Raw genomic sequence first — 23,662 nt, forward strand, 5'->3', positions numbered from 1 at the left:
GACATGATGTCTAATTTTGAATGTATTTCGATGGCGACGGAAGAAGGATGGTGAAAGATGGGAAAACACGGGGAAATGCAATGAAAGACGGTGCCCGCGGGATGCGGAAACCGTCTTTCGCGCAAAGAAGCTGCAAAAAAAAAGAAATGTCAGTCGATGTCGGTGCCTTCGTCGCGGGACGGCTCCTTGGACGGGTCGAAGCCGGAGACGATGAACACGACGCGGCGGGCCGCGGAGACGGCATGGTCGCCAAGACGCTCCATGAAACGGCCGATCAGCACCACGTCGATGAGCTGCTGGTTCGTGCCCGACCAGGTTTCGGACTGCGCCAGCTCGAAGGTCTTCTTGTGCAGGGCATCGAGCTTGTCGTCGTTGAGAATGATCTCCTCGGCTGTCTTGGTGTCGCGGTCGGAGAGCATGGAGACCACTTGGTCGGCCACGTTGTCCAGGAACGCCTGCATTTCCGCGAACAGCGGCTGGGCTTCGGCCGGCAGGGGAGAGACCGGATAGGTGCGGCGGGCCGCTTCGGCGATATGGCGGGCCAGATCGCCCATGCGTTCGAAGGTGGCGGCCAGTCGCAGTGTGGAGACGACCACGCGCAGGTCGGTGGCCACCGGGCTCTGCTTGGCCAGCAGTTTCACGCACTGGTCGATGACGCTGGATTCGAGGGCATCGATTTCGATGTCTCCGTCGATGACCGCCTGGGCCGCCTCGAGGTTCTGGTTGATCAACGCGTCTCCGGCGCCGTTGATCGCCTTGCGGACGTCCTGCACCATGCGGTCGAGGTCATCGGCGACAGCCTTGAGCTCTTCGTTGAAAATAACGCGCATATGCTTGCCTTTCAAATGCTTCACGTGTGTTGGTATCGGGTTCGGATATAGCCTTTTCCAAGTGTATTAGGTAAACTGCGGATCCGCATGCGTCGAACGTGTTGTTCCGTCAAAGTTCACCCGTGCGTTCACCGTGCGTTCACGAACGTGCGGCGTCGTCCATGTGCATGTCCGGGTTATGCGAGAATGAAGGCATGTTTGAATCCCTGAAGATGTGGTGGGGCGGTCTGACGCATCGCCGTGATGATGGCCGCGATGCCGATGGCGATACGCTGGACGATACGACGAACGCGTTGCTGTCCATTCTTCCGCTGGTCTCCATCGTGGTAGACGAGCATGACGAGGTGGTGCGTGCGCATCCCGACGCCTATGCCCTCGGCGTGGTGCGCGATGACGTCATCGCGGACGACACCGTGGCAAGCGCGGTGCACGAAGTGCGTTCCTACGGTGGCAAGAGGCAGTTCGATCTGACCACCACCACATTGCATTCGCCGAAGAAGGCGCCCAAGGCCGGCCGGCCATCCGTTCGTGAGGTGGCCAGACAGTCGTTGATGGGGCAATCGCAGGACAAGCCTTCCACGTCGGTGTCCCGCCCGAACTGGCTGAAGGTGATCGTCGGCAGGCTCAACGAGCGGTTCGTGGTGGTGCTCGTCTCCGACGTGAGCGATACGGTCCGATTCTCCCAGGTGCGTGATTCCTTCATCGTCAACGTTTCCGAGCAGCTGCTCAAGCCGACGCAATCGTTGGAGGAGCTTGCGGACTCTTTGGAGAACGATGGAGCCGACAAGGACGTCGTCGAGAGAAGCGCGGCCAAATTGCGCCGATCCTGCGCCCACATGAAGCATATGGTGTCCGATCTGCTGCTGCTCATCAAAGCGCAGGAACCGATTCTGCCGACGTCCGACAATCGCATCAACGTCATGGAACAGGTTGAAGCCGTCGCCGACGCGCATCGACAGGCCGCACGGCAGCGGGGAATCGACATCGAGGTCAATGGCGACGGATCGCTGGAGGCCAATGGCGACAGCGAGCAGATCCAAACCGCGATCGCGAAGCTGCTCGAGAATGCCATCGCATATTCCCCGGATGGCAAGGGCGTGACCGTGTCCGTGAAGCCGGACGAGGATGGTTCGCAGGTGCTGATCAGCGTGATCGACCGCGGTTGCGGCATCGAGAGAAAGGAGCAGGACCGTATTTTCGAGCGGTTCTACCGTGGTGGCAATCAGAACGAGCGTTCCGGCGACGGCGTCGGACTGGGGCTCGCCATCGTCAAGCATGTGGCGTTGACCCACCATGGGTCGGCTTCCGTGTGGAGCGCTCCCGGACAGGGCAGCACGTTCACGTTGACGTTGCCTGCCGCCCGTGGTTGAGGGTGATGGAAGGTTATGGAAATACGATTGGGCCGCTTGCCAAACCCTATGGCAAGCGGCCCAATCGGTTCTTTTCGCGTTCGGCTGAACTACCGGTCAATCGAACAGGGGAATCATTCTCCGAGTCGGCGGTAATCCCACCGGTCGAAATGCTCCCAGACCAGCATGAGCACGCCGACCACCGTGCCGGCGGCGCACATGGTCTGCGCACGTTCCACGTTGATGCCGATGGCCAGCAGAATCATGCAGACCACCAAGGCGATGGCCCACAAGGCGGTGCCGAACGTGAACACCTTCCGCAGATCGACGCGGACCGGCTTCGGTGATGGCCTACGCACGCTTGGATCGATAATCGGAGCGAGTTTCAGTTTCATGGGGAGTCTCACCTCGCGTTCCGGGTCACAGATGCTCGACCACGTAATCGACGCACTTCGTGAGCGCCTCGACGTCGCTTGGCTCCACCGACGGGAACACACCGATGCGCAGCTGGTTGCGGCCGAGCTTGCGATAGCCGTTGGTGTCCACGATGCCGTTCTCGCGCAGCGCCGCGACCACCTGGGACGCGTTGACGTTCTCGTCGAGGTCGATGGTGACTACGGCGTTGGAACGCGCGTTCTTGTCGGAGACGAAGGGCTGCGCATAGTCGGATTTCTCCGCCCACTGATACAGCAGGGACGCGGAACGGGCGCAGCGTGCCGTGGCCCAGGCGAGTCCGCCGTTGTCGTTGAGCCAGCGCACCTGGTTCTCCAGCATGACCAGCGTGGCCACGGCTGGAGTGTTCAGCGTCTGGTCCTTCCGGGAGTTCTCGATGGCGGAGGTCAGGGAGAGGAACGGAGGAATCCAACGGCGTGCGCCCGGAAGCTTGACGCTTTTCGCGATGCCGTAGGCGCGGTCGATCGCGGCTGGGGACAGCACGGCGATCCACAGGCCGCCGTCGGAGCCGAATGCCTTCTGCGGGGAGAAGTAGTAGGCGTCGGTCTGGCTGATGTCCACGTCAAGCGCGCCGGCGCCGCTGGTGGCGTCGATAAGGGTCAGCGCGCCCTGCTCTTGGGAGCCTTCGATGCGCTTGACCGGAGCCGCCACGCCGGTGGAGGTCTCGTTGTGCGCCCAGCAGTAGGCGTCCACGTATTCGGTGAGCTCCGGCAGACGATATGTGCCCGGCTCGCCCTCGAAGATCTCCGGATCCTCGAGGAAGGGCGCGGACTGCGCGGATTTGGCGAACTTCGCGCTGAAGGAGCCGTATGCGCCGAACGCGGCCTTGCGGGTGATGAGCGAGGCGCAGGCGATGTCCCAGAACGCGCTGGCGCCGCCGTTGCCGAGAACCACCTCATAGCCGTCGGGGATCTGGAAGAAGTTCGACAGTCCCTCTCGGATGGAGCCGACCACCTGCTTGACCGGGGTCTGGCGGTGGGAGGTTCCCAGAAGATTGCGCGCGCCCGCGTCGAGCGCCTGAACCTGCTCCGGGCGGATCTTGCTCGGCCCCGAGCCGAAGCGTCCGTCCTCGGGAAGCAAATCGGAAGGAATGTTCATAGTGTTCGTCATGGTTCCATAGGGTAGTCAGATGGTCGGATTGCATGGTGGCGCGTTCATTTTCCGAACTTTTCGCCATGAAATGCGGGGAAAACGACAGGAATGCGCTCCTGCAATGTGGGGAATATGCCTTACGTTAATCCCTATGTCGGTGTAGCCTGTGGTATTGTGTGACGGTTCTGTAATTGCACGGCCATAAGTTGATGCGATTTCTTAATCCGCAAGGAGTGATTGATATATGAGACATGCGGCGCATAAGGCTGCCAAGGCTTCGAGCGCGCGTTTCAGCGTTTCCAAGGCGCTGTTCACGTCAAGCCGTGGTTCCCATACCGCCAAGGCGGTGCGCATGGCGCAGCTGGCGGATGGCGGCGCAGTGGTAGGTCTTGCTCCGGAAGTGGTGGAAAAGCTCAACGAGGTGGCTCCGATGAGCCGCCGTGCCATGCGTGAGGCTGCCAAAGCGGCTTCCCGCAAATCCACGTTGGTGACGTCCGCGTCCCTGGCCGCTCTTGTCGGTACCGCGGCGACCGCTTTGGCATTCAGCCAGCAGAACGCCTCCCGTCTGGTGCTTGCTGACGATGGCGTTGAGACCACGCAGATCAAACGCGTGTCGGATGGTGCCGCCTCCCGTTCCGAGGACCGTGCCGCGCTCAAGGAATCCTCAACCAGTAACAACGGTGGTTGGCAGCTGGGTGAGACCAGCTCCTCCATGGATGCCAGCCTGCTGTCCAAGTCCCTCGCCGACAATCCGAACGTCGCGGTGCTGATGGATCAGGACAGCTCCATCCTGCCCGCGGGTTTCAATCCGAACCACGCCACTGGCGAGGACGGCAGCGGCTATCCGTACGGCCAGTGCACCTGGTGGGCCTACACCCGTAGGCACCAGCTAGGACTGCCGGTCGGAAGCCATTTCGGCAATGCCCGTGATTGGGGCACATCCGCGAAGGCCTTGGGCTATTGGGTGGACGGAACCCCTCGTCATGTCGGCGATGTCATCGTGTTCGCCCCGGGACAGCAGGGCGCGGACGCCGATTACGGACATGTGGCGATCGTCGAGAAGATCAATGCCGACGGTTCCATTGAAATCTCGGAATCGAATGTGAAAGGTCTTGGAGTGATTTCCGACAGGACCTTCAGCGCGGACGCCGCTTCGAAACTGACCTACATCCATTACTGAATCGTCAGCCATATCAGTGGCCCATCGTCCCTGTATGGGGGACGCGGTATCATCGGCAGTGATGAAGAGCATTAAATTATTTCCTTTGATTACTGTGCTCGCCGCGGCTTCTCTTGCTTTCGTCGGCGTGGCTCCTACCGCTATGGCCGCAAGTGACGCGACGCGGCAGGAAGCCGTCGTCGCGACCCGTTCCTTCCCGAAGACCAACGCCGTGAGGAAGAACATCCTCGCGGAATCCACTTCCACCCAAGTCGAATCCGGTTCGGATTGGGGCGGAGTGGAAAGCCTGAACGTCCCGCAGACGAAGTCGCAGGCCGAGAAGGATCAGGAAGCGGCCGATCAGAAGGCCCGGGAAGAGGAGCAGGCTCGAGCCCAGGCCCAAGCTCAGGCTCAGTCCCAGGCCGCGAACCGTTCCGAAAGCCGTTCCGCTTTGAGCACGGGATCCGCTACTACGTCATCGACCACCGGCATCCCCGCTGCGCCGGCCACCGCCACTGGCCAGGCCCTCGCCCAGTATGCGCTTCAATTCCAAGGCTATCCGTATGTCGCTGGAGGCAACCAGCCATCCGGTTGGGACTGCTCCGGTTTCGTGCAGTGGGTGTTCTCCCAGTTTGGTGTGAGCCTTCCCCATTACTCCGGCGCGCAGATGAGCGTCGGCTCCCCGGTGGGCAGCATCGCGGACGCCGCTCCCGGAGACATTATCGTCAATTCGCAGCATGCCGCCATCTACATCGGCAACGGCATGGTCATCAACGCGTTGAACCCCGCGCAGGGAACCCAGGTCACTTCGTTGGCGGTGTTCACCAGCAGCTATGTGATTCGCCGCGTGCTGTGAACCGGCTTTTGCGCTGAGGGCGTATCCCACATGGGATACGCCCTTTTTGTTTGTTTTTCCCGCGTCGTTACGCGCAAATCGCATGTCGCGCGGTATTGTGGAACGTAGGTGCAACGCACAGTCGCGTTGCCGCGATGTGATTCAAGGAGGTCGCTCATGATTAATGACAAGGCAATCCTCGTTGGTGTTGATGGATCCCACGCCAGCTATAAAGCTACGTGGTGGGCAGCGAATTACGCGAAGCATGCCGGACTGACGCTGCAGATCGTCTGCGCGTACTCGTTGCCAAGCTATGCTGCGGTCTCGTTCGATGCCACATACACGGCCATGGGGGATGACAACGCGGCCCATAACGACGCTCAGGAGATTCTGTCGAAGGCCAAGGCCATTGCCGACGAACAGGGCGTCGAGGCATCGACGTTGATCGTCACGGGAGATCCGGCGTCCGTGTTCGTCGAACTGTCGCGCAACTACAACCTCATCGTCATCGGCAACCGTGGCAAGGGCGGTCTGGCCGAACGTCTGCTGGGCACCACCAGCTCCAGCCTGCCGGCATACGCGTATTGCCCCATCGTCGTGGTGCCGTACACCGACGACGAAGGCAATCTGATGCACCTGAACAACACCATCACCAAGGTCGCCGTCGGTTCCGACGAATCCAAGTGGGGTCTGAAGGCTTTGGAGATTGCAGCCTCGTTCGCCGATTCCTGGGGTGCCGAGCTGGATGTCATCTCCGCGGTTCCCAACATGAAGGGTTCCGAGGACGAAGGCGTCATGGCCTCCTACAAGGAGGACCTCGATGTGCGCATCAAGCCGTTCGAAGAGGCTCATCCGAATCTTAAGATCAACAAGCAGATTGTGCCGGGCCCGGCGATTGGAGCGTTGACCAAGGCCAGCTTCGATCATGACGTCGTTGTGGTCGGCTCCCGTGGCCGTGGCGGCTTCACCGGTCTGCTGCTCGGCTCCACCAGCCAGGGCCTGCTGCAGCACGCGGCCGGTCCGGTGTATGTGGTGCCGCGCAAGTATGTGGAGGCCGCGGAAAGCCGTCTCGACACTGCGCCGAGCTCGCCTGCCGACATCAAGCCGAAGGCGATCGACGAGATCAAGGGCGTCGAGGAAGTGCCGGTCAAGAAGGCCGAGCCGGAGGTCGCCGAAGCCATCGAGACGAAGATTGATCCGGAACGCCAGTGACATCATGGTAAACGCCTGAAAATCATAGAAAAAACGAGGGGCGGTTGCGAATCCCGACCGGGAATCGCAACCGCCCCTTCGTATGCGTATGCGCGTTCGTTCGTGCGAACGTCGCGGAAACGTGCGTCAGTGCTTGACGGTGACGTTCATGCGGACCGGCGTCGGCTCGACGTACGTGTGCTTGACCGTGCAGCCCTTCTCGATATGGCGGCTGACGCGATCGGCGAGCTTCTCGGCGTCCTCATCGCTCAGACCGGCGTCGGTGGCGTCGACGACCACCTGCTCGTCGAATCCGATATAGGCGTCGCTATCGGCGTCATAGGTGCCGTCCACCACGATTTTGGCGCCCTTGCCCTCGCCCAGCGTGTGCTCGACGGCGAACTGGCTGGACAGCGCGGCGCAACCAGCCAGCGCGACCTTCATCAGATCGCCCGGCGTGAACTGCCCGCGGCCCTTGCCGAACTTGATATGCGCGCCGTCATCGCTGAACGCGTCCCAGGAACCGTCTTTGTTGCGCTCTACCCACAGTCTCTTGCCCATGGAAACTCCTCATGTCCTATGGCGCGCCATTCGCGCCGACCATGTTCCAATCTAGCGTATCGCCATGGAATCGGAGGAACGCGTTCCGCATTGCGTAAGGGCCCATTTGCAAGGCTCCGTCCGCAAGACTCCGGCCGATTCGACGAAACCATCGGCAAAACGGCTCCATGGCTGTGTATAGACTGAACGGTTATGGCTTTGACTTCCGAACAACTCGCAGACATCCGCACCCGCATCCCCGCACGCCCGGAAACCGACATTCCGATGCCCTACGAGGACCTGGTGCGCAAGATCCTCATGGAAGGCACGCTGAAATCCGACCGCACCGGCACCGGCACCATCTCCCTGTTCGGCCAGCAGATGCGCTTCGACCTCAAGGACAGCTTCCCGCTGCTCACCACAAAGACCGTGTTCTTCAAAGGTCTGGCATATGAGCTGCTGTGGTTCCTCAAGGGCTCCACGAACGTGCGCTGGCTGCAGGAGCACAACGTGCACATCTGGGACGAATGGGCCGACGAGAACGGCGATCTGGGACCGGTGTACGGCGCGCAATGGCGTAGCTGGCCCGCTCCGACGCCGGACGATCCGAACCGCACCATCGACCAGATCTCGAATGTGCTCGACCTGATCAGAAACCATCCCGATTCCCGCCGTATGGTGGTCTCCGCATGGAACCCCGCGGAAGTGGAGAACATGGCCCTGCCGCCATGCCATGCGCTGTTCCAGTTCTACGTGGCCGACGGGCGCCTGAGCTGCCAGCTGTACCAGCGTTCCTGCGACATGTTCCTCGGAGTGCCGTTCAACATCGCCTCCTATTCGCTGCTGACCCTCATGATGGCGCAACAGACGAACCTCGAACCGGGTGAATTCGTCTGGACCGGCGGCGACTGCCACGTCTACGACAACCACATCGACCAGGTGCTGGAGCAGCTGGGACGCACGCCGTACCCGTATCCGAAGATTCGCATCAACAAGGCCGATTCGCTGTTCGACTACGATTACGACGATTTCGAAATCGTGGATTACCGGCATCATCCGACCATCAAGGCGCCGGTGGCGGTCTGAAACGATCGCCCCGTTTGGCGAGTCTTCGCCAAACGTTAGACTACTGACTCTAGTTCGACTTCAAGGAGTGAGTGAAATGGAGCACGACAGTAGCCGTAGTGGCTATCACGAACCCGAGCCCGGACTTGCCGGGCGTGAAGAAGAAGAGGATTGGGGTGACGATTTTCCCAAGACCTTTTCGGTGAATCTGATCTGGGCGCAGGCCTGTGACAAGGAAGGTCACGACGGTGCCATCGGATTCGAAGGCGGCATGCCATGGCATCTGCCTGAGGACATGAGGCGTTTCACGGAACTGACCGTCTCCCATCCGGTCATCATGGGTCGCAGGACGTGGGAGTCGCTGAGTCCGAAATTCCGTCCGCTGCCGAATCGCGACAACATCGTGGTCTCACACGACCCGTCCTATTGCGCGCCGGGCGCCACCGTGGTGGATTCTCTGGAGGACGCGCTGGACCTGGCCCGTCAGGAGGCCATTCCGGACGACGGCCTCGACCGTAGCGAAATCTGGATCATCGGCGGATCGCAGATATTCCGGGAAGCCATGCCATTCGCGGACAAGGCGTATGTGACGCAGATCAGCATGCACGTGGACGCCGACACCTACGCGCCGGACATCCACGCGCTGGTCGAATCCGGCGTATGGCGTGTGGCCGAGGAAGGCACGTGGATGAAGACGCGGAAGGGGAGCGACGACATCGAAGGCTTCCGTTTCGTGACGTACGAGAAGAATCGCAAGGAGTAAATTTTCCATGTATACCGTGATGACCGTGTGCACGGGCAACATCTGCCGTTCTCCCATGGCCGAGATCATTCTGCGCGCCGAATTCGAGCGCCGCGGACTGGACGACAGGGTCGACGTCGAATCCAGCGGCGTCAGCGACGAGGAATACGGCAACCCGATCGACCGTCGCGCGGTCAAGGTGCTGAAGGAACGCGGCTATGAGCTTCCTGCGCATCATTTCGCGCATCGCATCACCCGCGACGAGATCGAACGCACCGACCTGTTCCTGCCGATGACCGCTTCGCATATGCGCGCATTGCTTCGCCAGCTTCCGCAGGGCAAGCGTGCGCAGGTGCATATGTACCGCAGCTTCGACCCGAACCTGCCCAAGCCGTCCGCGGGACGTGAGGACGAGATCGATCTGGTGGACCCGTGGTATGGCGGACCGCGCGAATTCGAAGTGGCGATCGACCAAATCGAAGAGGTTGCGCCATATATCGTCGATTGGGTCGAAAAGCAGTTGCAGAACTGAATTTTCTTATTGCGAGTGCGGCATGTCTGTATTACGGGCATGCCGTTTTTGTTTGTTGCGTTCGGTGGAATGTGAGATATTTGCTTTTCGTGGTGTCCGGTGGAGACCGGCATATGCATTAACGACACGCTCCGGGCCGCTTAGGCTGAGTCTTTACGGTCTTATAACGCATGTGCCGGCCTCCACCTCGCTTTGCGGGGTATTTCTGCTTTTCCGCGGTGATTGTTTCGTTTTTGGGATGCGTTGCAGCGGCGTGTAATGGCGCGGGGAAGGAGGGGGGAGGAAAAGAAAAACCCCAGCGGGTTGGGCTGGGGTTTGGTGGCGACCACGGCCGGACTTGAACCGGTGACCTCCGCCGTGACAGGGCGGCGCTCTAACCAACTGAGCTACGCGGCCGTTGTTTCAATCTTGCGACTGACAACAGATAAAAATATTACGGCAAAATCGTCATCATGCAAATTACGGCGTGTCACGGCCGTCGGAATCGTTCATTGCAGGCAATCGAAAAAGTGCCGAGGACATGAAAAGCCGTCTTGCATAAGGGAAAACTCCCATGCAAGACGGCTTCTCATCGTATTTTCAGCGCACTGCCGTGTATTGACGTCGGCGCTGACAATCAATCGCGGAAAACTAGTCTTCCTGCTTCCAGGTGTCGACGTCGATGTGGTGCTCCGGATTGGCCTGCCATGCGGCCCAAGCGGACTTCACGATGTCCTCGACGTTGTACTTGGCGTGCCAGCCCATCTCCTCGTTGATGCGCTTCGGGGAGCCGATCAGGTGCGGCGGATCGCCTGCACGGCGGGCCATGACGGTCTCCTTGAACGGCAGGCCGGTGACCTTCTTGACCTCGTCGACAATCTGGCGTACGGAGGTGCCCTCGCCGGTGCCGACATTGAACGCATCGTACTTGCGCTCGTCGCGGTCCAGATACTTCAGAGCGGCGATGTGCGCGTCGGCCAGATCGGACACGTGGATGTAGTCGCGCACGCAGGTGCCGTCCGGGGTCGGATAGTCGTCGCCGAAGATAGCGGGGGCCTTGCCCTGCTTGAGGCGGTTGAACAGCATCGGGATGAGGTTCAGGATGGCCGGATCCTCAAGCTCCACCGGGCCGCAGCCGGCCACGTTGAAGTAGCGCAGACCGCAGAAACGGATGCCGTATGGCTCTTCGCATGCGCGGGCCATCCACTCGCCGAACAGCTTGGTCTGTCCGTACGGGTTGATCGGCAGCATCGGCACGACGTCCTCTGGGACCACATCGACCGGCGGCACGCCGTAGGTGGCGGCGGAGGAGGAGAAGACGAGCTTCTTGGCGCCGGAATCGCGCATGCCGATGAGCACGTTGAGCATGCCGTTGATGTTCTGCTGGTAGTACCACAGCGGCTTCTCGACGGATTCGCCGACCTGCTTGCGGGCGGCGAAGTGGATTACGGAGTCGACGCCTTCGGCCTTCATGATCTCCGCAAGGCGCTCACCGGCGCCCGGAGCGGCGATATCCATGCCGTACAGGCGGGATCCTTCGATACGGGTGGGCTTGCCGTAGCTCAGATCGTCGACGACAACGACCTTTTCACCGGCCTGATGAAGCGCGTGGACGACATGGGCGCCGATGTAACCGCACCCACCAGTGACGAGAACTGTCATGTTCTGGCCTTTCCTCCAAATGAGCTCCGGGATGCAATAGTTGGTGAAAACGTCAACCATTGTTCACTTTTGCTCGAGTTTGTTACCTTTTGAACAATTTGAGTATAACACGCGAACACGAACGCACATAATCGATTCGCTCCTGTGTTTCCTCTATAAATTAGGGTATGCAACAAGACGAAAACACGCCGATTGATGGCCATGAAACAGACGAAAACGTACGGAATGCGCAGGCGGCCGCCGACGGCAGGCCAGTGCTGTACGGCCGCAAAGTGCTGTCCTTCGTGCGTCGTTCCGCCCGGCTCGACGCGCGCCTGCAGCGCGCATGGGACGCCTATGCCGACACCTACCTGCTGAAGATCAACGCGGGCGAGGGGTCGCTCGATGTGCGCGACGGATTCGTATTCGACCAAGCCTATATCCGCGAGACCTGGGGCAACGGCAATCCGTTGATCGTGGAAATCGGTTCGGGCCAAGGCGAGAACGTCGTGGCCGCGGCGGCCTCGCATCCGGAAACCAATTTCCTCGCGCTGGAGGTCTACGACCCGGGCGTGGCCCACACGATGCTGCTGGCCGGCAAGCAGGGCCTTGAGAACCTACGCATCGCCCAGGTCAACGCCCCTGAGCTGTTCAAAGCCGCCGCGGATGGATCGATCGCCGAAGTGTGGACGTTCTTCCCCGATCCGTGGCCGAAGATGCGTCACCACAAGCGTCGCATCGTGCAGTCGGAGCTCGCCGCGGACATCCACCGCACGCTGGCCGAGGGCGGGGTGTGGCGCATCGCCACCGATATCGAGGATTACGCATTGCACGTCCATGAGGTCATGGATGGCTTGGAGGGCTTCCGCAACGACGGCACGCTCACTGTGAGCCTGCCCGTCGAGCATGTCGGCAAGGGCAATGCGGACGAGGCCGCCGCGTTGCGACACGCCGATTTCGTCGAATCGGAGCGATTCGACGGTCGTGTTCTCACCAATTTCGAGAAGAAGGGGCTTGCCGCCAATCGTGTGATCCACGATTTCACCTATCGTCGCGTGTGACCCTGCAAGGCGTGTGATTCCAATGGTTTCCAGCGTTTTTCGCCTTGCTGCGCCGCGTCGCGACACGCCGTGATTTGCATGTCGGGCTGAATCGCGTATAGTAGGTCAAGTTGTCAAGCGGAAACGCTGAAAGCGCCCCCTTCGTCTAACGGTTAGGACACCAGACTTTCAATCTGACAACGAGAGTTCGACTCTCTCAGGGGGTACTTGCCTTGGTAACAAGGTGGCAATGGCCGCGTAGCTCAGTTGGTTAGAGCGCCGCCCTGTCACGGCGGAGGTCACCGGTTCAAGTCCGGCCGTGGTCGCTCGAACAACGCAAGTTGTTCATGGCTCTGTAGCTCAGTTGGTAGAGCGAACGACTGAAAATCGTTAGGTCAGCGGATCGATGCCGCTCGGAGCCACCATTTGAAGCCCGCGAAAGCGGGCTTTTTCTTTTTCTCATGACGATTCTCCTGTTTTTACCGTTCTTCGGCATCGCGTGTGATGTATGGTATTGCCAAGGAATGGTCATATCCGCGTGGTGGCATTCGGACGGTGGGGGATGACGTCGGAAAGCGTTGTCCCGTCAAGGAATACACTGAAATGACATATGGTTGAAATCGCGGGGATGTACCTTGTTTGAGGACCCCCTCGCGTGGGGGGTAAGCACTTTCCTGGGGGCAAGTTGGAAGTACTGTTGGCCGGAAACACGGGTTTCGTGACGGAACAGTGGGTCGAGCATGCCTTCGCCGAGGACCGCGTCGTCGTTGCCCGCAAAGACGCCGGCAGCCTCTCAGGCGGCAGGATCACCACCATCGATCTGGAGAACGACGCGGATTCCGAAACCGTTCTTTCGTCCTATCGTTTCGACCGCATCGTCTATTTTTTCGAAAGTCTGACCCTGCACAGCGACAGCGACGGCAATCTCGGCCGGTTGCGGGGCGTACTGCATGCCACGCGCGACACTGCGGCCCAAGTGCTGCTTGTCACGGGACCGGAATCGGAATTCACCCATGCGGGGAACGACGAAGCCCACGAGACCAGCAAAAGCCTGATGTCGCGAGCGGGTGAGGAACTGGGCCGCTATTACGCGCAAACCTATGCCATGAGCGTCAAAATCGTTCGTTGCCCATACCTGTACGAACCGCATCACATCGACACATCCTCATATCTCGACGGACTGTTCGAACAGGCATCCGAAGGGGAGGTCGCGTTCTGCGAACGTCCGGAACAGGAGGCGTACTTCCTGTGCGTCGACGATCTGGCCGAGCTCGTCAGACGCATATACGACGATTGGACCACGGCATATGAGGTGCTGCACGTCCCCAATACGTTCCACCCGACATTCCGCGATTTCGCGCAGGCCATCGCGAACGGATTCCCGGAAGCCAAAATCAGATACGGCGCCGATGCGCCATATGGCTATCCAGACGACGATGGCGTGCTGCGCCGACGGTATGGCTGGAGTCCACGTTACAGCGTGGTCGACGATCTGCCCATGGCCATCGACACCTGGCGCCAGGCCAAGGAAAAACACGACAGGCGCACCGAGCATCGTTTCTGGCAGAAACTGCAGCAACATTCTCGGATTCTGGGAGCGATCGAGATCGTCATCGCGGCGATATTGGTCGAATGGCTGGTGGCCGCCACCTCTGGGCAATCGCAGATCAGCCAAATCGACTTCCGTCTGCTGTACGTCGTCATCGCCGGCACCATCTACGGACTGAACGCTGGTGTGTTTGCGGCCGTCCTGGCCTGCATTGGAGTGCTGTTCGAATATTCGCGCAACGGCGCCTCGTTCCTGCCCCTGCTGTACGACCCTACCAATTGGCTCACGTTCGTCGCGTATCTGATCGCAGGCGCAGTGTGCGGATACGTGCGCATGCGCAATCAGGAGCATGTCCGATTCGTGCGTGACGAGAACCATCTGCTGCGCGAACGGCTGACGTTCCTGCGGGGACTATACCAAGGTGTGCTCGATGACCGCACCATGCTGCGCAGGCAGATCCTCGGCAGACGTGACAGTTTCGGCAAGATGTACGAGATGACGCGCAAGCTCGACGAGGTGCAGCCGCAGAAGATCTACCGCACGGCCATCCAGATCATGCAGGACACATTGGAGACCGATTGCCTGGGCATCTACCGGTTGGACGAGTCGCAACGTTTCGCGCGTCTGGTGGCCGCGAGCCCTCAGGAGGAGGCCATACTGCCGAAGTCGGCCGACGTGGCGGCATACGACACGGTGATGCGGGACATCGAGGCCAAAGGCCTGTGGGTCAACCGCGAATTGGACGGAAACCTGCCCATGTACGCGGCGGGAGTGCGTGAACACGGCCGTATCGGTGTGGTCATCGTCATTCGAAAAGCCGCCGCCGACCAGATGAACCTGTACTACCGCAACCTGTTCCTGATCATCTGCGGATTGGTCGAATCCGCCATGACCCGCGCGTTCGAATACGAGCATGCGGCGCGCCAGTCCATGCTGGTCCCCGGAACCTCGCTGCTCAACTGGCCGTCGTTCCGTGAGAAACTGCGTGCCGCGGTCGACCTGGGCAATGACCGCATGGGATCACATCTGCTGCTGATGGTGACGGACCAATACCCCGAAGCCGGCGACTTCAACGAACGAATCGTCAGGTCGATCCGTGAGACGGATGACGCCGGCGTGCTCGCCGACGGCAGCGTGTGTCTGCTTATGAATCAGGCCGGTGAGCGCGAACTGCCCATCGTCAGCGCGCGACTTGCCCGCAACGGTCTTAATGTGCGGAACGTGGACGCCCAAAGCGAAGCCGATCTGCTCGCCGAACCGGATACGGACGGAGACGCGTCATGACCATCATGACCATCGTGGCCATCATCGCAGTGCTGCTCCATCTGCTGGTCTGCCTGATACTGTGGCTGCTGATTCGTTTCGACGTGTTGGAAGTGAAGGGAACCTTCCTGCCGTTCATGCTGCTCGTGCCGCTCTGGGGACCGTTGTGCACGGTGCTTCTGCACACCCGCAACACCGTGTTCGGCAAGCGCCTGGCCGCCCCGACGCTGGAACGTATGCGCGTCGAGGATCAGGAGCGGCGCAGCGTGCTGGTGGAGGACCGCAGCACGATCGCCGACACGGTCCCGCTCGAGGAGGCGCTCATCGTCGACACGCCTAAACAGAAGCGAAGCCTCATGCTGTCCATCCTCAACGAGAATCCCAGCAGGTACATCGGACTGCTGCAACAGGCCCGGTTGAACGAGGACGCCGAAGTCGTGCATTACGCGGCGACCGCCATGGCACAGATCTCCAAGAAGGAGGATATGCGCCTGCGTCAGCTGGAACGCGCGTACGAGGCTGACCCCACATCGGATACGGCGCTCGCCGAATATTGCGATTACGTCGGTGAGTATCTCGCCTCCGGTCTGGTGCAGGGACACGCGCGGCAGATACAGCGGCAAAAGTATGCCGAGCTGCTCGACTTGCGATTGAACCGGCGGTTCGATGACGGCGTGGCACGCGCATTGGCACGGGTGCGCATCGATTTGGGCGATGAGGCAGGTGCGCGATCCGTCATCGACGAGTTGCTGTCTCGCGACCCGGAATCCGGGGACGCGTGGCTGCTGCGGCTTTCGCTGGAAGCTGCCCGGCAGGACGGTAAGGCGGTCGCCGCGGTGGTGGACGAGATACGGCACAGGCATGTGTATCTGGGTGCTGAAGGGCGTCAGGCGCTGCGTTTCTGGACCGATGACGGGGCGGGTGAGGCCGCATGAGGATGAGGTCATTCTGGAAGCATTTCCGCTGGCGCTCGCTGGTCAGGGTGTGGGCCGTGTTCATGGCGATGGCCATGGTGCTGTTCGCCGAAAGCATGGGCCTGCATTACGGGGCCACCACCATCAAGCTGCATTATCTTGACAGGAACAAGGCGATTCCTGAACGCAACGCGATGGTTGACGTCAAACCGCGCAACCTTATGCTGATCGACAGCTCGCAGGACGGCGTGTCCGAAGCCGCCGACATGTTCGACCGGATATTCCTCGACATGAAGGTGGGCACCACCGTCGTGGACATCGCCAAAACGCCCGCGTCCGCGCTGCCGTCGTTCTCCAAGTACAGCACGGTCGTCGTGGCGATGCCCGTGCTGGACCCTCTGGGAAACGGACTGAGCCGCCTGATGGCATGGGTGAAACGCGGCGGCAACGTGATGTTCGCCATGACCCCGTCCAAAACCGGATATTTCGATGCGATCAGCCAGAGCATCGGCGTGGACGCCACGTCTGGCGACTACAAAATGACGAAAAGCATCATTCCCGACTCGGATTTCATGATCGGCGGAGGCGAGGCGTACAAGATCACCGACCCCTTCGAATCGTCCATGGCGGTAAGCCTGTCCGACAAGGCGACGGTGGAGGCCGTCAGCGGGTCGGGGCATGTTCCGCTGATCTGGCGCGCTTCCACAGGCAAGGGCACGTCCGTGGTATGCAACATCGGCATCTACGGCAAGGTGATGCGCGGATTCTACGCGTCGGCATACAGCCTGCTCGGCGATGCCTCCGCCTATCCGGTCATCAACGGCGCCGCCTTCTATCTCGACGATTTCCCGTCGCCTGTGCCTTCCGGCAACGGAAAGTACATCAAGCGCGACTACAACATGAGCATCGCGGAATTTTATTCGCGCGTCTGGTGGCCCGACCTGACCAAGCTCGCGGAACGCTACGGCATACGCTTCACCGGCGTGATGATCGAGAACTACGGCGACGACACGCATGACGCGCCCGTACGGCAATCCGACGACAGCCAATTCGTCTATTTCGGCGGTCTATTGCTCAAGCAGAACGGCGAAATAGGCTACCACGGCTACAACCATCAGCCGCTGGTGCTGCCGAACACCGATTACGGGAACGAATACGATTACGTGCAATGGCCGAGCCGCAAGGCCATGGCGGATTCGCTCAAGGAGCTCATCGCGTTCCAGAAGGAGGTGCTGCCCGCTGCGATCGGCTCCGTGTACGTGCCGCCGTCCAACGTCATGTCGAGCGAGGGGCGCGCCGTCATCGGACGCAGCGTGCCGCAGATCCGCACCGTGGCCAGCACTTATCTGCCGGATGGCAGCCACCTGCCGTATGTGCAGGAATTCGGTGTCGCCTCCGATGGCGTGGTTGAGGAGCCGCGCATCGTGTCGGGAAGCATGGTGGGCGACAGCTACATGCGCATGGCCGCGGTGTCCGAATTGAACATGCATTTCGTCAGCACGCATTTCATGCATCCTGACGACCTGCTCGATCCCGACCGAGGCGCGGCCGAAGGATGGGCCGTCTACAGGAATGGCTTCGAACGGTATCTGCGATGGCTGGAGAAGTCGGCACCGTCGATTCGCATGCAGACCGGTTCCGAAACGGCGGCTGCAATCCAGCGCTATTCCGGATTGACGGTCGATCTGAAGACGCACCAGCGGGATTGGACACTCGCCTTGGGCAATTTCACCGATGAGGCCTGGCTGATGTTCCGCGCCAACGATGGCGTGCCCGGCGTGGTGAAAGGCGGTTCCATCACTCATCTCACTGGTGACCTGTATCTGCTCAAGGCCACATCCGACACCGTCCGCATCGAACGCAAGCAGGGACATGCGGCAACGGCCCAGGCCATGGCGCGGAACAACGGAACCGCCGTCGCCGGACATGTGAGGAAGGAGCGGTCATGAGGATCTGCCTGGTGCTGGAAGGATGCTATCCCTACGTGCATGGCGGTGTCTCGACATGGATGCACAGCTACATCACCGCAATGCCCGAGCATGAGTTCGTGCTGTGGGTCATCGGGGCCAAGGCCGAGGACCGCGGCAAATTCGTGTACGATCTGCCGTCCAATGTGGTCGAGGTGCACGAGGTGTTCCTCGATGACGCGTTGCGGCTGCGCGGCGGAGCGAGTGAAGTGAGTTTCAACGAACGCGAGCTCAATGCGCTGGAGGAGTTGGTGAACCTTGGCCACCCCGACTGGGATGTGCTGTTCAACCTGTTCCAGGTCAGGAAGGTGCACCCGCTGTCCTTCCTGCAAAGCAGGGAGTTCATCGACCTGTTCACCAGGATCTGTCTGCGGGAGTATCCGTATGTCGCCTACGCAGACGCGTTCCACACCGTGCGTTCGATGCTGCTGCCGGTGCTGTATCTCATGAGCGGCGAGGTCCCGCAGGCGCAGATCTACCATGCGATTTCCACCGGCTATGGCGGACTGCTGGCCTGCCTGGGCGGAAGCATCAACCACAAGCCGGTGCTGCTGACCGAACATGGCATCTACACGCGTGAACGTGAGGAGGAGATCATCTCCGCCGAATGGGTGGAGCCGTCGTTCCGCCCGCGCTGGATCCGCTTCTTCGCCATGCTGTCCGAGGAGATCTATCGTCGCGCATGGAAGGTGACCAGCCTGTTCGGCAACGCCCGGCTGACGCAGATCGACATGGGCGCCCCCGCATCCAAATGCATGGTCATTCCCAACGGCATCCAATACGAGCGTTTCTGCGACATCCCGTTCAAACCCGACGATGGCTGGGTCGACATCGGGGCAGTGATCCGCCTCGCTCCGATTAAGGATGTGAAGACACTGATCTACGCCTTCTACGAGCTGACATCGCATGTGGACCACGTGCGGCTGCACATCCTCGGTGGCGTGGACGACGAGGAGTATGCGAGGGAATGCTACGACCTGGTCGACCAGCTGGAAGTGAAGAACCTTGAATTCACCGGACGTGTCGACGTGACGCAATACATGCGAAAACTCGATTTCACGGTGCTGACCAGCATTTCGGAAGGTCAGCCGCTGTCCGTGCTCGAATCGTTCGCCGCCGCACGTCCCTGCGTCACCACGGAGGTTGGATGCTGCAGGGAACTGCTGGAAGGCGCTCCGGGAGACGATCTCGGTATCGCCGGATACTGCGTGCCTCCCATGTATCGTGAAGGGTTGAGCAAGGCGATGGAACGTATGTGCGCGAGCCGTAGACGCCGCGAGGAGATGGGGCTCGTAGGCCGTGAACGGGTGAACCGCTACTACCGGCACGGACGCATGCTGGAACAATACCGGCAGCTGTACGTCGACACCGCCCAGGCGCACTCATTGGAGCAATAGCATGGCGGGAATCGGATTCGAACTCAAAAAACTGTTCCACCGACACGGTCTGGTCGCCATGGCGCGCGCCTACGGATACGCGGGCATCATCTGCTCCGGACCGATGCTGCTGGGCATCCTCCTGCAATTTGGCGTGCTCGCGGTGAGCGGATGGTGGCATGTGGCGAGGAGCCAGCAGGACCTGCTGGTATGCATGGTCACGTACACGTTGCTCGCCTCGCTGGTACTGACCAGCTTCTTCTCCATGCCGGTCACGCGTTTCCTGGCGGATATGATCTTCGAGCATCGCGAACAGACCATCCTGCCATCGTTCTGGGGGTCGAACGCCCTCATGCTGATGCTGGGAACCGTGCTGTACGGCATATTCCTCGTTTTCTCGGGGGCGACGCTTCTGCAGGGGTTGCTCTGCCTATGGTTGTTCACGGAAATGGTCGTCAACTGGAATGCCATGAGCTATCTGACGGCCATCAAGGATTACAAAAGCATCCTGTATTCGTTCATGGCCGCCGTCGTGGCCGCGTTCCTGACGGCCTGCGCGGCGCTCGCGCTCGGCGTGCCGCCTGTGGAGGGACTGCTGCTGGCCGTGGCGTTCGGCTACGGCGTCATGCTGCTGTGGGATGTGATTCTGCTGAACCGGTATTTCCCGCAAAGCGATGAGGACCCCTGGGCCTTCCTGCGTTGGGTCGACCGGTTCATGCCGTTGGCGCTTACTGGATTGGCCACCACGGTCGGACTGTTCTCCCATCTGGTCATCACGTGGATGGGGCCGCTTGGCGTGCACGTCAAAGGACTGTTCTACGGCGCGCCCTACTATGACGTGCCTGCCTTGCTGGCTTTCCTGACCATTCTGGTCACCACCATCAATTTCGTGGTGTCGGTGGAGGTGAACTTCTATCCGAAATACCGCGAATACTACAGTCTGCTCAACGACGGCGGCACCGTCAAAGACATCGTCACCGCGGAGAAGGAGATGCTGTCGGTATTGGTCAGGGAGCTGCACTACACGGCGTTGAAGCAGCTGTTCGTCACCGCCGTGGTCATCTCCTTGGAGAAGTCCGTGCTCGGACTGCTGCCGTTGGGATTCAACGATATGATGCACGGCTATTTCCGTACGCTGTGCGTCGGCTACGCGCTGTATGCGGTCGGCAATACGGTGATGATGATCCTGCTGTATTTCACCGATTATCGGGGAGCGCTGGTCAGCGCGGCGACGTTCGCGGTCCTGACGACGGTGCTGTCCGCGGTCGGGCAGCTGCTGCCCGCCACACTGTACGGTTTCGGTTTCCTGCTGGGCTCCTCCGTGTTTCTGCTGCTTGCCGTGGTCAGATTGGATATGTATACCGGCAATCTCCCCTACCATGTGTTGGGGGAGCAGCCCATGGTGGCCCGGCACCGTGAGGGACGGTTCGCCAGACTCGGCCGGCGGCTCGGGCTATGGGATGGAAGACTTACCAGGGCGATGCGCGGAGGACGACGGAAATGAGGGGCTTCATGCATAATGCACGATGGTTCGCGCGTGGTTTCGAGACATTGAGGAGGACGGGTATGCGTATGACGACGTTCCGCAGGGCGGTTTCGACGCTGCTGGTGGCGGCTTTGGCCGTGTGCTGCGCGGGATGCGGAAGCCGGCAGGAATCGAATGGCGGCTCCGCTTCGAAATCGACGCAGCGTCAGGTCGTCAAATCGAAGACGCACGGCATCGACGGCACCCACCTGCGCGACAACGAATCGTTGTACAAAGTGTACGATGACAGCGGCGTGGAGACCATGTACCTGACGGTGTCCCGGGGCAACAGTTCCGAAGGTACGGACCACAGCTGGAGCGAGATCAACCAGTATTCCGTGGACGACTACGACGCGATGGGCGTGGACCGGTACAAGGTCAACGGCCTGCTGCAGGTCGGCGACGACAAAGGTCCCGTGCAGGGACAGCTGGGCTACGGCGAATCCGCGCCGAACGCGACCGTGCAGGTGCGCGGACAGTCGTCAAGCTCCAACGTGCAGAAGAACTACAAGATCGAATTGAAAAAAGGCAAGGGCGAATGGCGCGGCCAACGCACCATCGCGCTCAACAAGCATATGGGCGAGGGGCTGCGTTTCCGCAATAAGATGGCCTACGACCTGATCCGCGGCATCGACCAGATGATGGGATTGCGCACCCAGTTCGTGCACCTGTACGTCAAGGACGAGACCTCGGGCTCGAAGACCTTCGACGACTATGGCCTGTACACGCAGGTGGAGCAGCTGAACAAAACCGCCTTGCAGGCCCATGGACTCGACAAGAACGGACAGCTGTACAAGGTCAACTATTTCGAGTTCTACCGGGACAAGGACGTGATCAAACTCACCGACGATCCGACCTTCGACCGGAAGAAATTCGAGGAGAAGCTCGAGATCAAGGGCGATGACGACAACAGCAAGCTCATCGCCATGCTCAACGATCTCAACGACTACTCGATTCCCATGGACACGATCCTCGACAAGCACTTCGATGTGGAGAACCTCTCCTATTGGATGGCGTTCCAGATACTGACGGGCAACACGGACACGCAGAACCGCAACATGTATCTGTACAGTCCGCAGAATTCCGACACGTGGTACGTGTTGGACTGGGATAACGACGGCATGCTTATGCGCAAGGAACGCGAGATCATGAATTCGAGCGACGGCTTGAGCTGGGAACGTGGCGTCAGCAACTATTGGGGCAACGTGCTGTTCAAACGCTGCCTGCAGACCAAGACGTTCCGCAAAGCGCTCGACAAGGCCATCAGAAGCGAATACGCCTACATGAGCGCCAATCGCATCAACACCATGGTGAGGCATTACCGTTCCATCGTCGAACAGTACGTGTGGAACATGCCCGACTCCATGCACGAGCCGCTGGTGAAGTCGGATTACAATACGGTCGCCAACCAGTTGCACGACGAGATCGTCGACAACTACCGGAACTACTGGACGAGCTGGAAGAAGCCGATGCCGTTCTTCATCGGAACCCCATCCAACGCGAACGGCAAACTCAAGCTGACTTGGGATCCGTCCTACGATTTCAACAACGAAGACCTGCGCTACGACGTGCAGGTGGCCAAGGACTACGACTTCAAGGACGTGGTCTTCCATGCCAGCGACCTGGCGCTTCCTGAAGCGGTGACGGACATGCCCCAGGCCGGCCAGTATTTCGTCAAGGTGAGCGCCACGAACTCCTCCGGACGCTCCCAGGACGCGTTCGACTACTACGTCACGGACGAAGGAAAGCATTACGGCATCAAATGCTTCTACGTGCATGACGACGGCAGTATCGTGGAGGACACCAATGCGCGGTGACGACATGATCGCCCGCCTGCGCGACGGCATTGATTGGTTCCTCGCCCCGCCCGCGCGCACGACGAAGGAGCGGTACCGGCATGAGCTGAAATATCTGATCTCCTACGGGCAGAAGGCCGATCTGAACGTGCGCATGGCGCCGTTGCTTGATCGGGACAGCCATGCGCGGAACGGCAGTTATCTGATTCGCAGCCTGTATTTCGATGATTACTGGAACACGGCGTATCAGGAGAAGATAGATGGTGTGTTGCTGCGCAAGAAATACCGCATCCGCATCTACGACTACAGCGACGCCGTCATCAAACTGGAACGCAAACGCAAGAGCGACAGTTGGATATACAAGGAGGACGCGCCGCTGACGCATGATGAGTTCGACCGCATCCTGAACGGCGACTACGGATTCCTCAAAGACAGTCCGCACCAGCTCTGCCGTGAGTTCTACGTCGAATGCGTGAGCAACATGATGCGTCCCCGGGTGATCGTGGACTACGACCGTGAGCCGTGGATACTGCAGGCCGGTACCGTGCGCGTCACCTTCGACATGGACGTGCGCGCCGCGGTTGGTGGATACGACATCTTCGACAGGACGCTGCCGACGATACCGGTGCTCGAACCGGGCAAACTGGTGATGGAGGTCAAGTTCACGGAATTCCTGCCGCAGTTCGTCCGCGATTTGCTGCCAGGCAAGGCCCACGAGCTGACGGCCGTTTCGAAATACGTGCTGGCTTACGACAAGACCTCGTATCTGAGAAGCGCCGAATACTGGAAGGAGAGCTGGGCGACGGCGACATGCTGAGCCCGGA

General features: G+C 60.2%; 20 protein-coding genes and 4 tRNA genes. 18 read left to right on the plus strand and 6 right to left on the minus strand.

Going from position 1 to position 23,662, the window contains the following annotated elements; all coding sequences use genetic code 11:
- Positions 1 to 149: 149 nt before the first annotated feature.
- On the minus strand, positions 150 to 830 hold the full coding sequence (gene phoU / locus AC1ATL_RS02335; protein WP_432622825.1) for a phosphate signaling complex protein PhoU: 681 nt from the start codon (positions 828 to 830) through the stop codon (positions 150 to 152).
- A gap of 194 nt (positions 831 to 1,024) precedes the next feature.
- Here phoU and AC1ATL_RS02340 point away from each other — a divergent pair, with 194 nt between their 5' ends.
- Positions 1,025 to 2,200 (plus strand): sensor histidine kinase, encoded by a 1,176-nt coding sequence (locus AC1ATL_RS02340; protein ID WP_476568138.1) that lies wholly within the window; start codon positions 1,025 to 1,027, stop codon positions 2,198 to 2,200.
- A gap of 113 nt (positions 2,201 to 2,313) precedes the next feature.
- On the opposite strand, the gene AC1ATL_RS02345 is transcribed toward AC1ATL_RS02340, so the two are convergent.
- Complete coding sequence (locus AC1ATL_RS02345; protein WP_432622839.1) at positions 2,314 to 2,568, minus strand: DUF2530 domain-containing protein; 255 nt, start codon at positions 2,566 to 2,568, stop codon at positions 2,314 to 2,316.
- A 31-nt stretch (positions 2,569 to 2,599) separates the two neighbouring features.
- On the minus strand, positions 2,600 to 3,742 hold the full coding sequence (gene serC / locus AC1ATL_RS02350) for a phosphoserine transaminase (RefSeq protein ID WP_432622821.1): 1,143 nt from the start codon (positions 3,740 to 3,742) through the stop codon (positions 2,600 to 2,602).
- A 226-nt stretch (positions 3,743 to 3,968) separates the two neighbouring features.
- Between serC and AC1ATL_RS02355 the strand changes: the two genes are divergently transcribed.
- The 3 genes from AC1ATL_RS02355 to AC1ATL_RS02365 all read left to right on the plus strand — a co-directional run bounded on the left by AC1ATL_RS02355 (position 3,969) and on the right by AC1ATL_RS02365 (position 6,930).
- Entirely contained in the window at positions 3,969 to 4,904 is a 936-nt protein-coding gene (locus tag AC1ATL_RS02355; protein WP_476568141.1) for a CHAP domain-containing protein, read from the plus strand.
- Between the two features lie 61 nt (positions 4,905 to 4,965).
- The gene (locus AC1ATL_RS02360) at positions 4,966 to 5,739 is read left to right on the plus strand and encodes a C40 family peptidase (protein WP_476568143.1); all 774 of its coding nucleotides are present in this window, start codon (positions 4,966 to 4,968) and stop codon (positions 5,737 to 5,739) included.
- A 156-nt stretch (positions 5,740 to 5,895) separates the two neighbouring features.
- Positions 5,896 to 6,930: a universal stress protein gene (locus AC1ATL_RS02365; protein ID WP_432622815.1), complete on the plus strand. Its 1,035-nt coding sequence runs from the start codon at positions 5,896 to 5,898 to the stop codon at positions 6,928 to 6,930.
- Positions 6,931 to 7,056: 126 nt separating this feature from the next.
- On the opposite strand, the gene AC1ATL_RS02370 is transcribed toward AC1ATL_RS02365, so the two are convergent.
- Positions 7,057 to 7,470, minus strand: coding sequence for an OsmC family protein (locus AC1ATL_RS02370; protein ID WP_432622813.1), 414 nt, complete (start codon positions 7,468 to 7,470; stop codon positions 7,057 to 7,059).
- Positions 7,471 to 7,662: 192 nt separating this feature from the next.
- Here AC1ATL_RS02370 and AC1ATL_RS02375 point away from each other — a divergent pair, with 192 nt between their 5' ends.
- The 3 genes from AC1ATL_RS02375 (at position 7,663) to AC1ATL_RS02385 (ending at position 9,788) form a co-directional block, all read left to right on the plus strand.
- Positions 7,663 to 8,535, plus strand: a complete 873-nt coding sequence (locus tag AC1ATL_RS02375) for a thymidylate synthase (protein WP_476568146.1) — start codon at positions 7,663 to 7,665, stop codon at positions 8,533 to 8,535.
- 76 nt (positions 8,536 to 8,611) lie between these two features.
- Positions 8,612 to 9,277, plus strand: a complete 666-nt coding sequence (locus AC1ATL_RS02380; RefSeq protein ID WP_432622809.1) for a dihydrofolate reductase — start codon at positions 8,612 to 8,614, stop codon at positions 9,275 to 9,277.
- Between the two features lie 7 nt (positions 9,278 to 9,284).
- Positions 9,285 to 9,788: a low molecular weight protein-tyrosine-phosphatase gene (locus tag AC1ATL_RS02385; RefSeq protein ID WP_432622807.1), complete on the plus strand. Its 504-nt coding sequence runs from the start codon at positions 9,285 to 9,287 to the stop codon at positions 9,786 to 9,788.
- A 319-nt stretch (positions 9,789 to 10,107) separates the two neighbouring features.
- On the opposite strand, the gene AC1ATL_RS02390 is transcribed toward AC1ATL_RS02385, so the two are convergent.
- Together AC1ATL_RS02390 and galE are read right to left on the minus strand one after the other, a co-directional pair.
- Positions 10,108 to 10,184, minus strand: a tRNA-Asp gene (locus AC1ATL_RS02390).
- Between the two features lie 234 nt (positions 10,185 to 10,418).
- Positions 10,419 to 11,429 (minus strand): UDP-glucose 4-epimerase GalE, encoded by a 1,011-nt coding sequence (gene galE, locus AC1ATL_RS02395; protein ID WP_432622805.1) that lies wholly within the window; start codon positions 11,427 to 11,429, stop codon positions 10,419 to 10,421.
- A 167-nt stretch (positions 11,430 to 11,596) separates the two neighbouring features.
- Between galE and trmB the strand changes: the two genes are divergently transcribed.
- From trmB to AC1ATL_RS02450, 11 genes are all read left to right on the plus strand, one after another.
- Complete coding sequence (gene trmB, locus AC1ATL_RS02400) at positions 11,597 to 12,469, plus strand: tRNA (guanosine(46)-N7)-methyltransferase TrmB (protein WP_432622803.1); 873 nt, start codon at positions 11,597 to 11,599, stop codon at positions 12,467 to 12,469.
- Positions 12,470 to 12,603: 134 nt separating this feature from the next.
- Positions 12,604 to 12,675: transfer RNA gene (locus AC1ATL_RS02405), tRNA-Glu, on the plus strand.
- Between the two features lie 25 nt (positions 12,676 to 12,700).
- Positions 12,701 to 12,774: transfer RNA gene (locus tag AC1ATL_RS02410), tRNA-Asp, on the plus strand.
- Positions 12,775 to 12,797: 23 nt separating this feature from the next.
- Positions 12,798 to 12,873: transfer RNA gene (locus AC1ATL_RS02415), tRNA-Phe, on the plus strand.
- A gap of 272 nt (positions 12,874 to 13,145) precedes the next feature.
- The gene (locus AC1ATL_RS02420; protein WP_476568149.1) at positions 13,146 to 15,281 is read left to right on the plus strand and encodes an NAD-dependent epimerase/dehydratase family protein; all 2,136 of its coding nucleotides are present in this window, start codon (positions 13,146 to 13,148) and stop codon (positions 15,279 to 15,281) included.
- Positions 15,278 to 16,195 carry a hypothetical protein gene (locus AC1ATL_RS02425; RefSeq protein WP_476568151.1) on the plus strand — a complete coding sequence of 306 codons (918 nt, stop codon included), beginning with the start codon at positions 15,278 to 15,280 and terminating at the stop codon, positions 16,193 to 16,195. The genes AC1ATL_RS02420 and AC1ATL_RS02425 overlap by 4 nt, the downstream gene beginning before the upstream one ends.
- Positions 16,192 to 18,123: a DUF2194 domain-containing protein gene (locus AC1ATL_RS02430; RefSeq protein WP_476568153.1), complete on the plus strand. Its 1,932-nt coding sequence runs from the start codon at positions 16,192 to 16,194 to the stop codon at positions 18,121 to 18,123. Before AC1ATL_RS02425 ends, AC1ATL_RS02430 begins: the two co-directional genes overlap by 4 nt.
- Positions 18,120 to 19,538, plus strand: a complete 1,419-nt coding sequence (gene pelF / locus AC1ATL_RS02435) for a GT4 family glycosyltransferase PelF (protein ID WP_432622795.1) — start codon at positions 18,120 to 18,122, stop codon at positions 19,536 to 19,538. The genes AC1ATL_RS02430 and pelF overlap by 4 nt, the downstream gene beginning before the upstream one ends.
- Before the next feature lies 1 nt (position 19,539).
- Positions 19,540 to 21,021, plus strand: a complete 1,482-nt coding sequence (pelG, locus tag AC1ATL_RS02440; RefSeq protein WP_476568155.1) for an exopolysaccharide Pel transporter PelG — start codon at positions 19,540 to 19,542, stop codon at positions 21,019 to 21,021.
- A 62-nt stretch (positions 21,022 to 21,083) separates the two neighbouring features.
- A complete protein-coding gene (locus AC1ATL_RS02445; protein WP_476568157.1) occupies positions 21,084 to 22,859 on the plus strand; it encodes a CotH kinase family protein in 1,776 nt (591 codons plus the stop codon).
- A gap of 4 nt (positions 22,860 to 22,863) precedes the next feature.
- Positions 22,864 to 23,655, plus strand: coding sequence for a polyphosphate polymerase domain-containing protein (locus tag AC1ATL_RS02450; protein WP_476568364.1), 792 nt, complete (start codon positions 22,864 to 22,866; stop codon positions 23,653 to 23,655).
- Positions 23,656 to 23,662 lie beyond the last annotated feature (7 nt).

It is taken from the genome of Bifidobacterium sp. LH_743 (assembly GCF_056355775.1).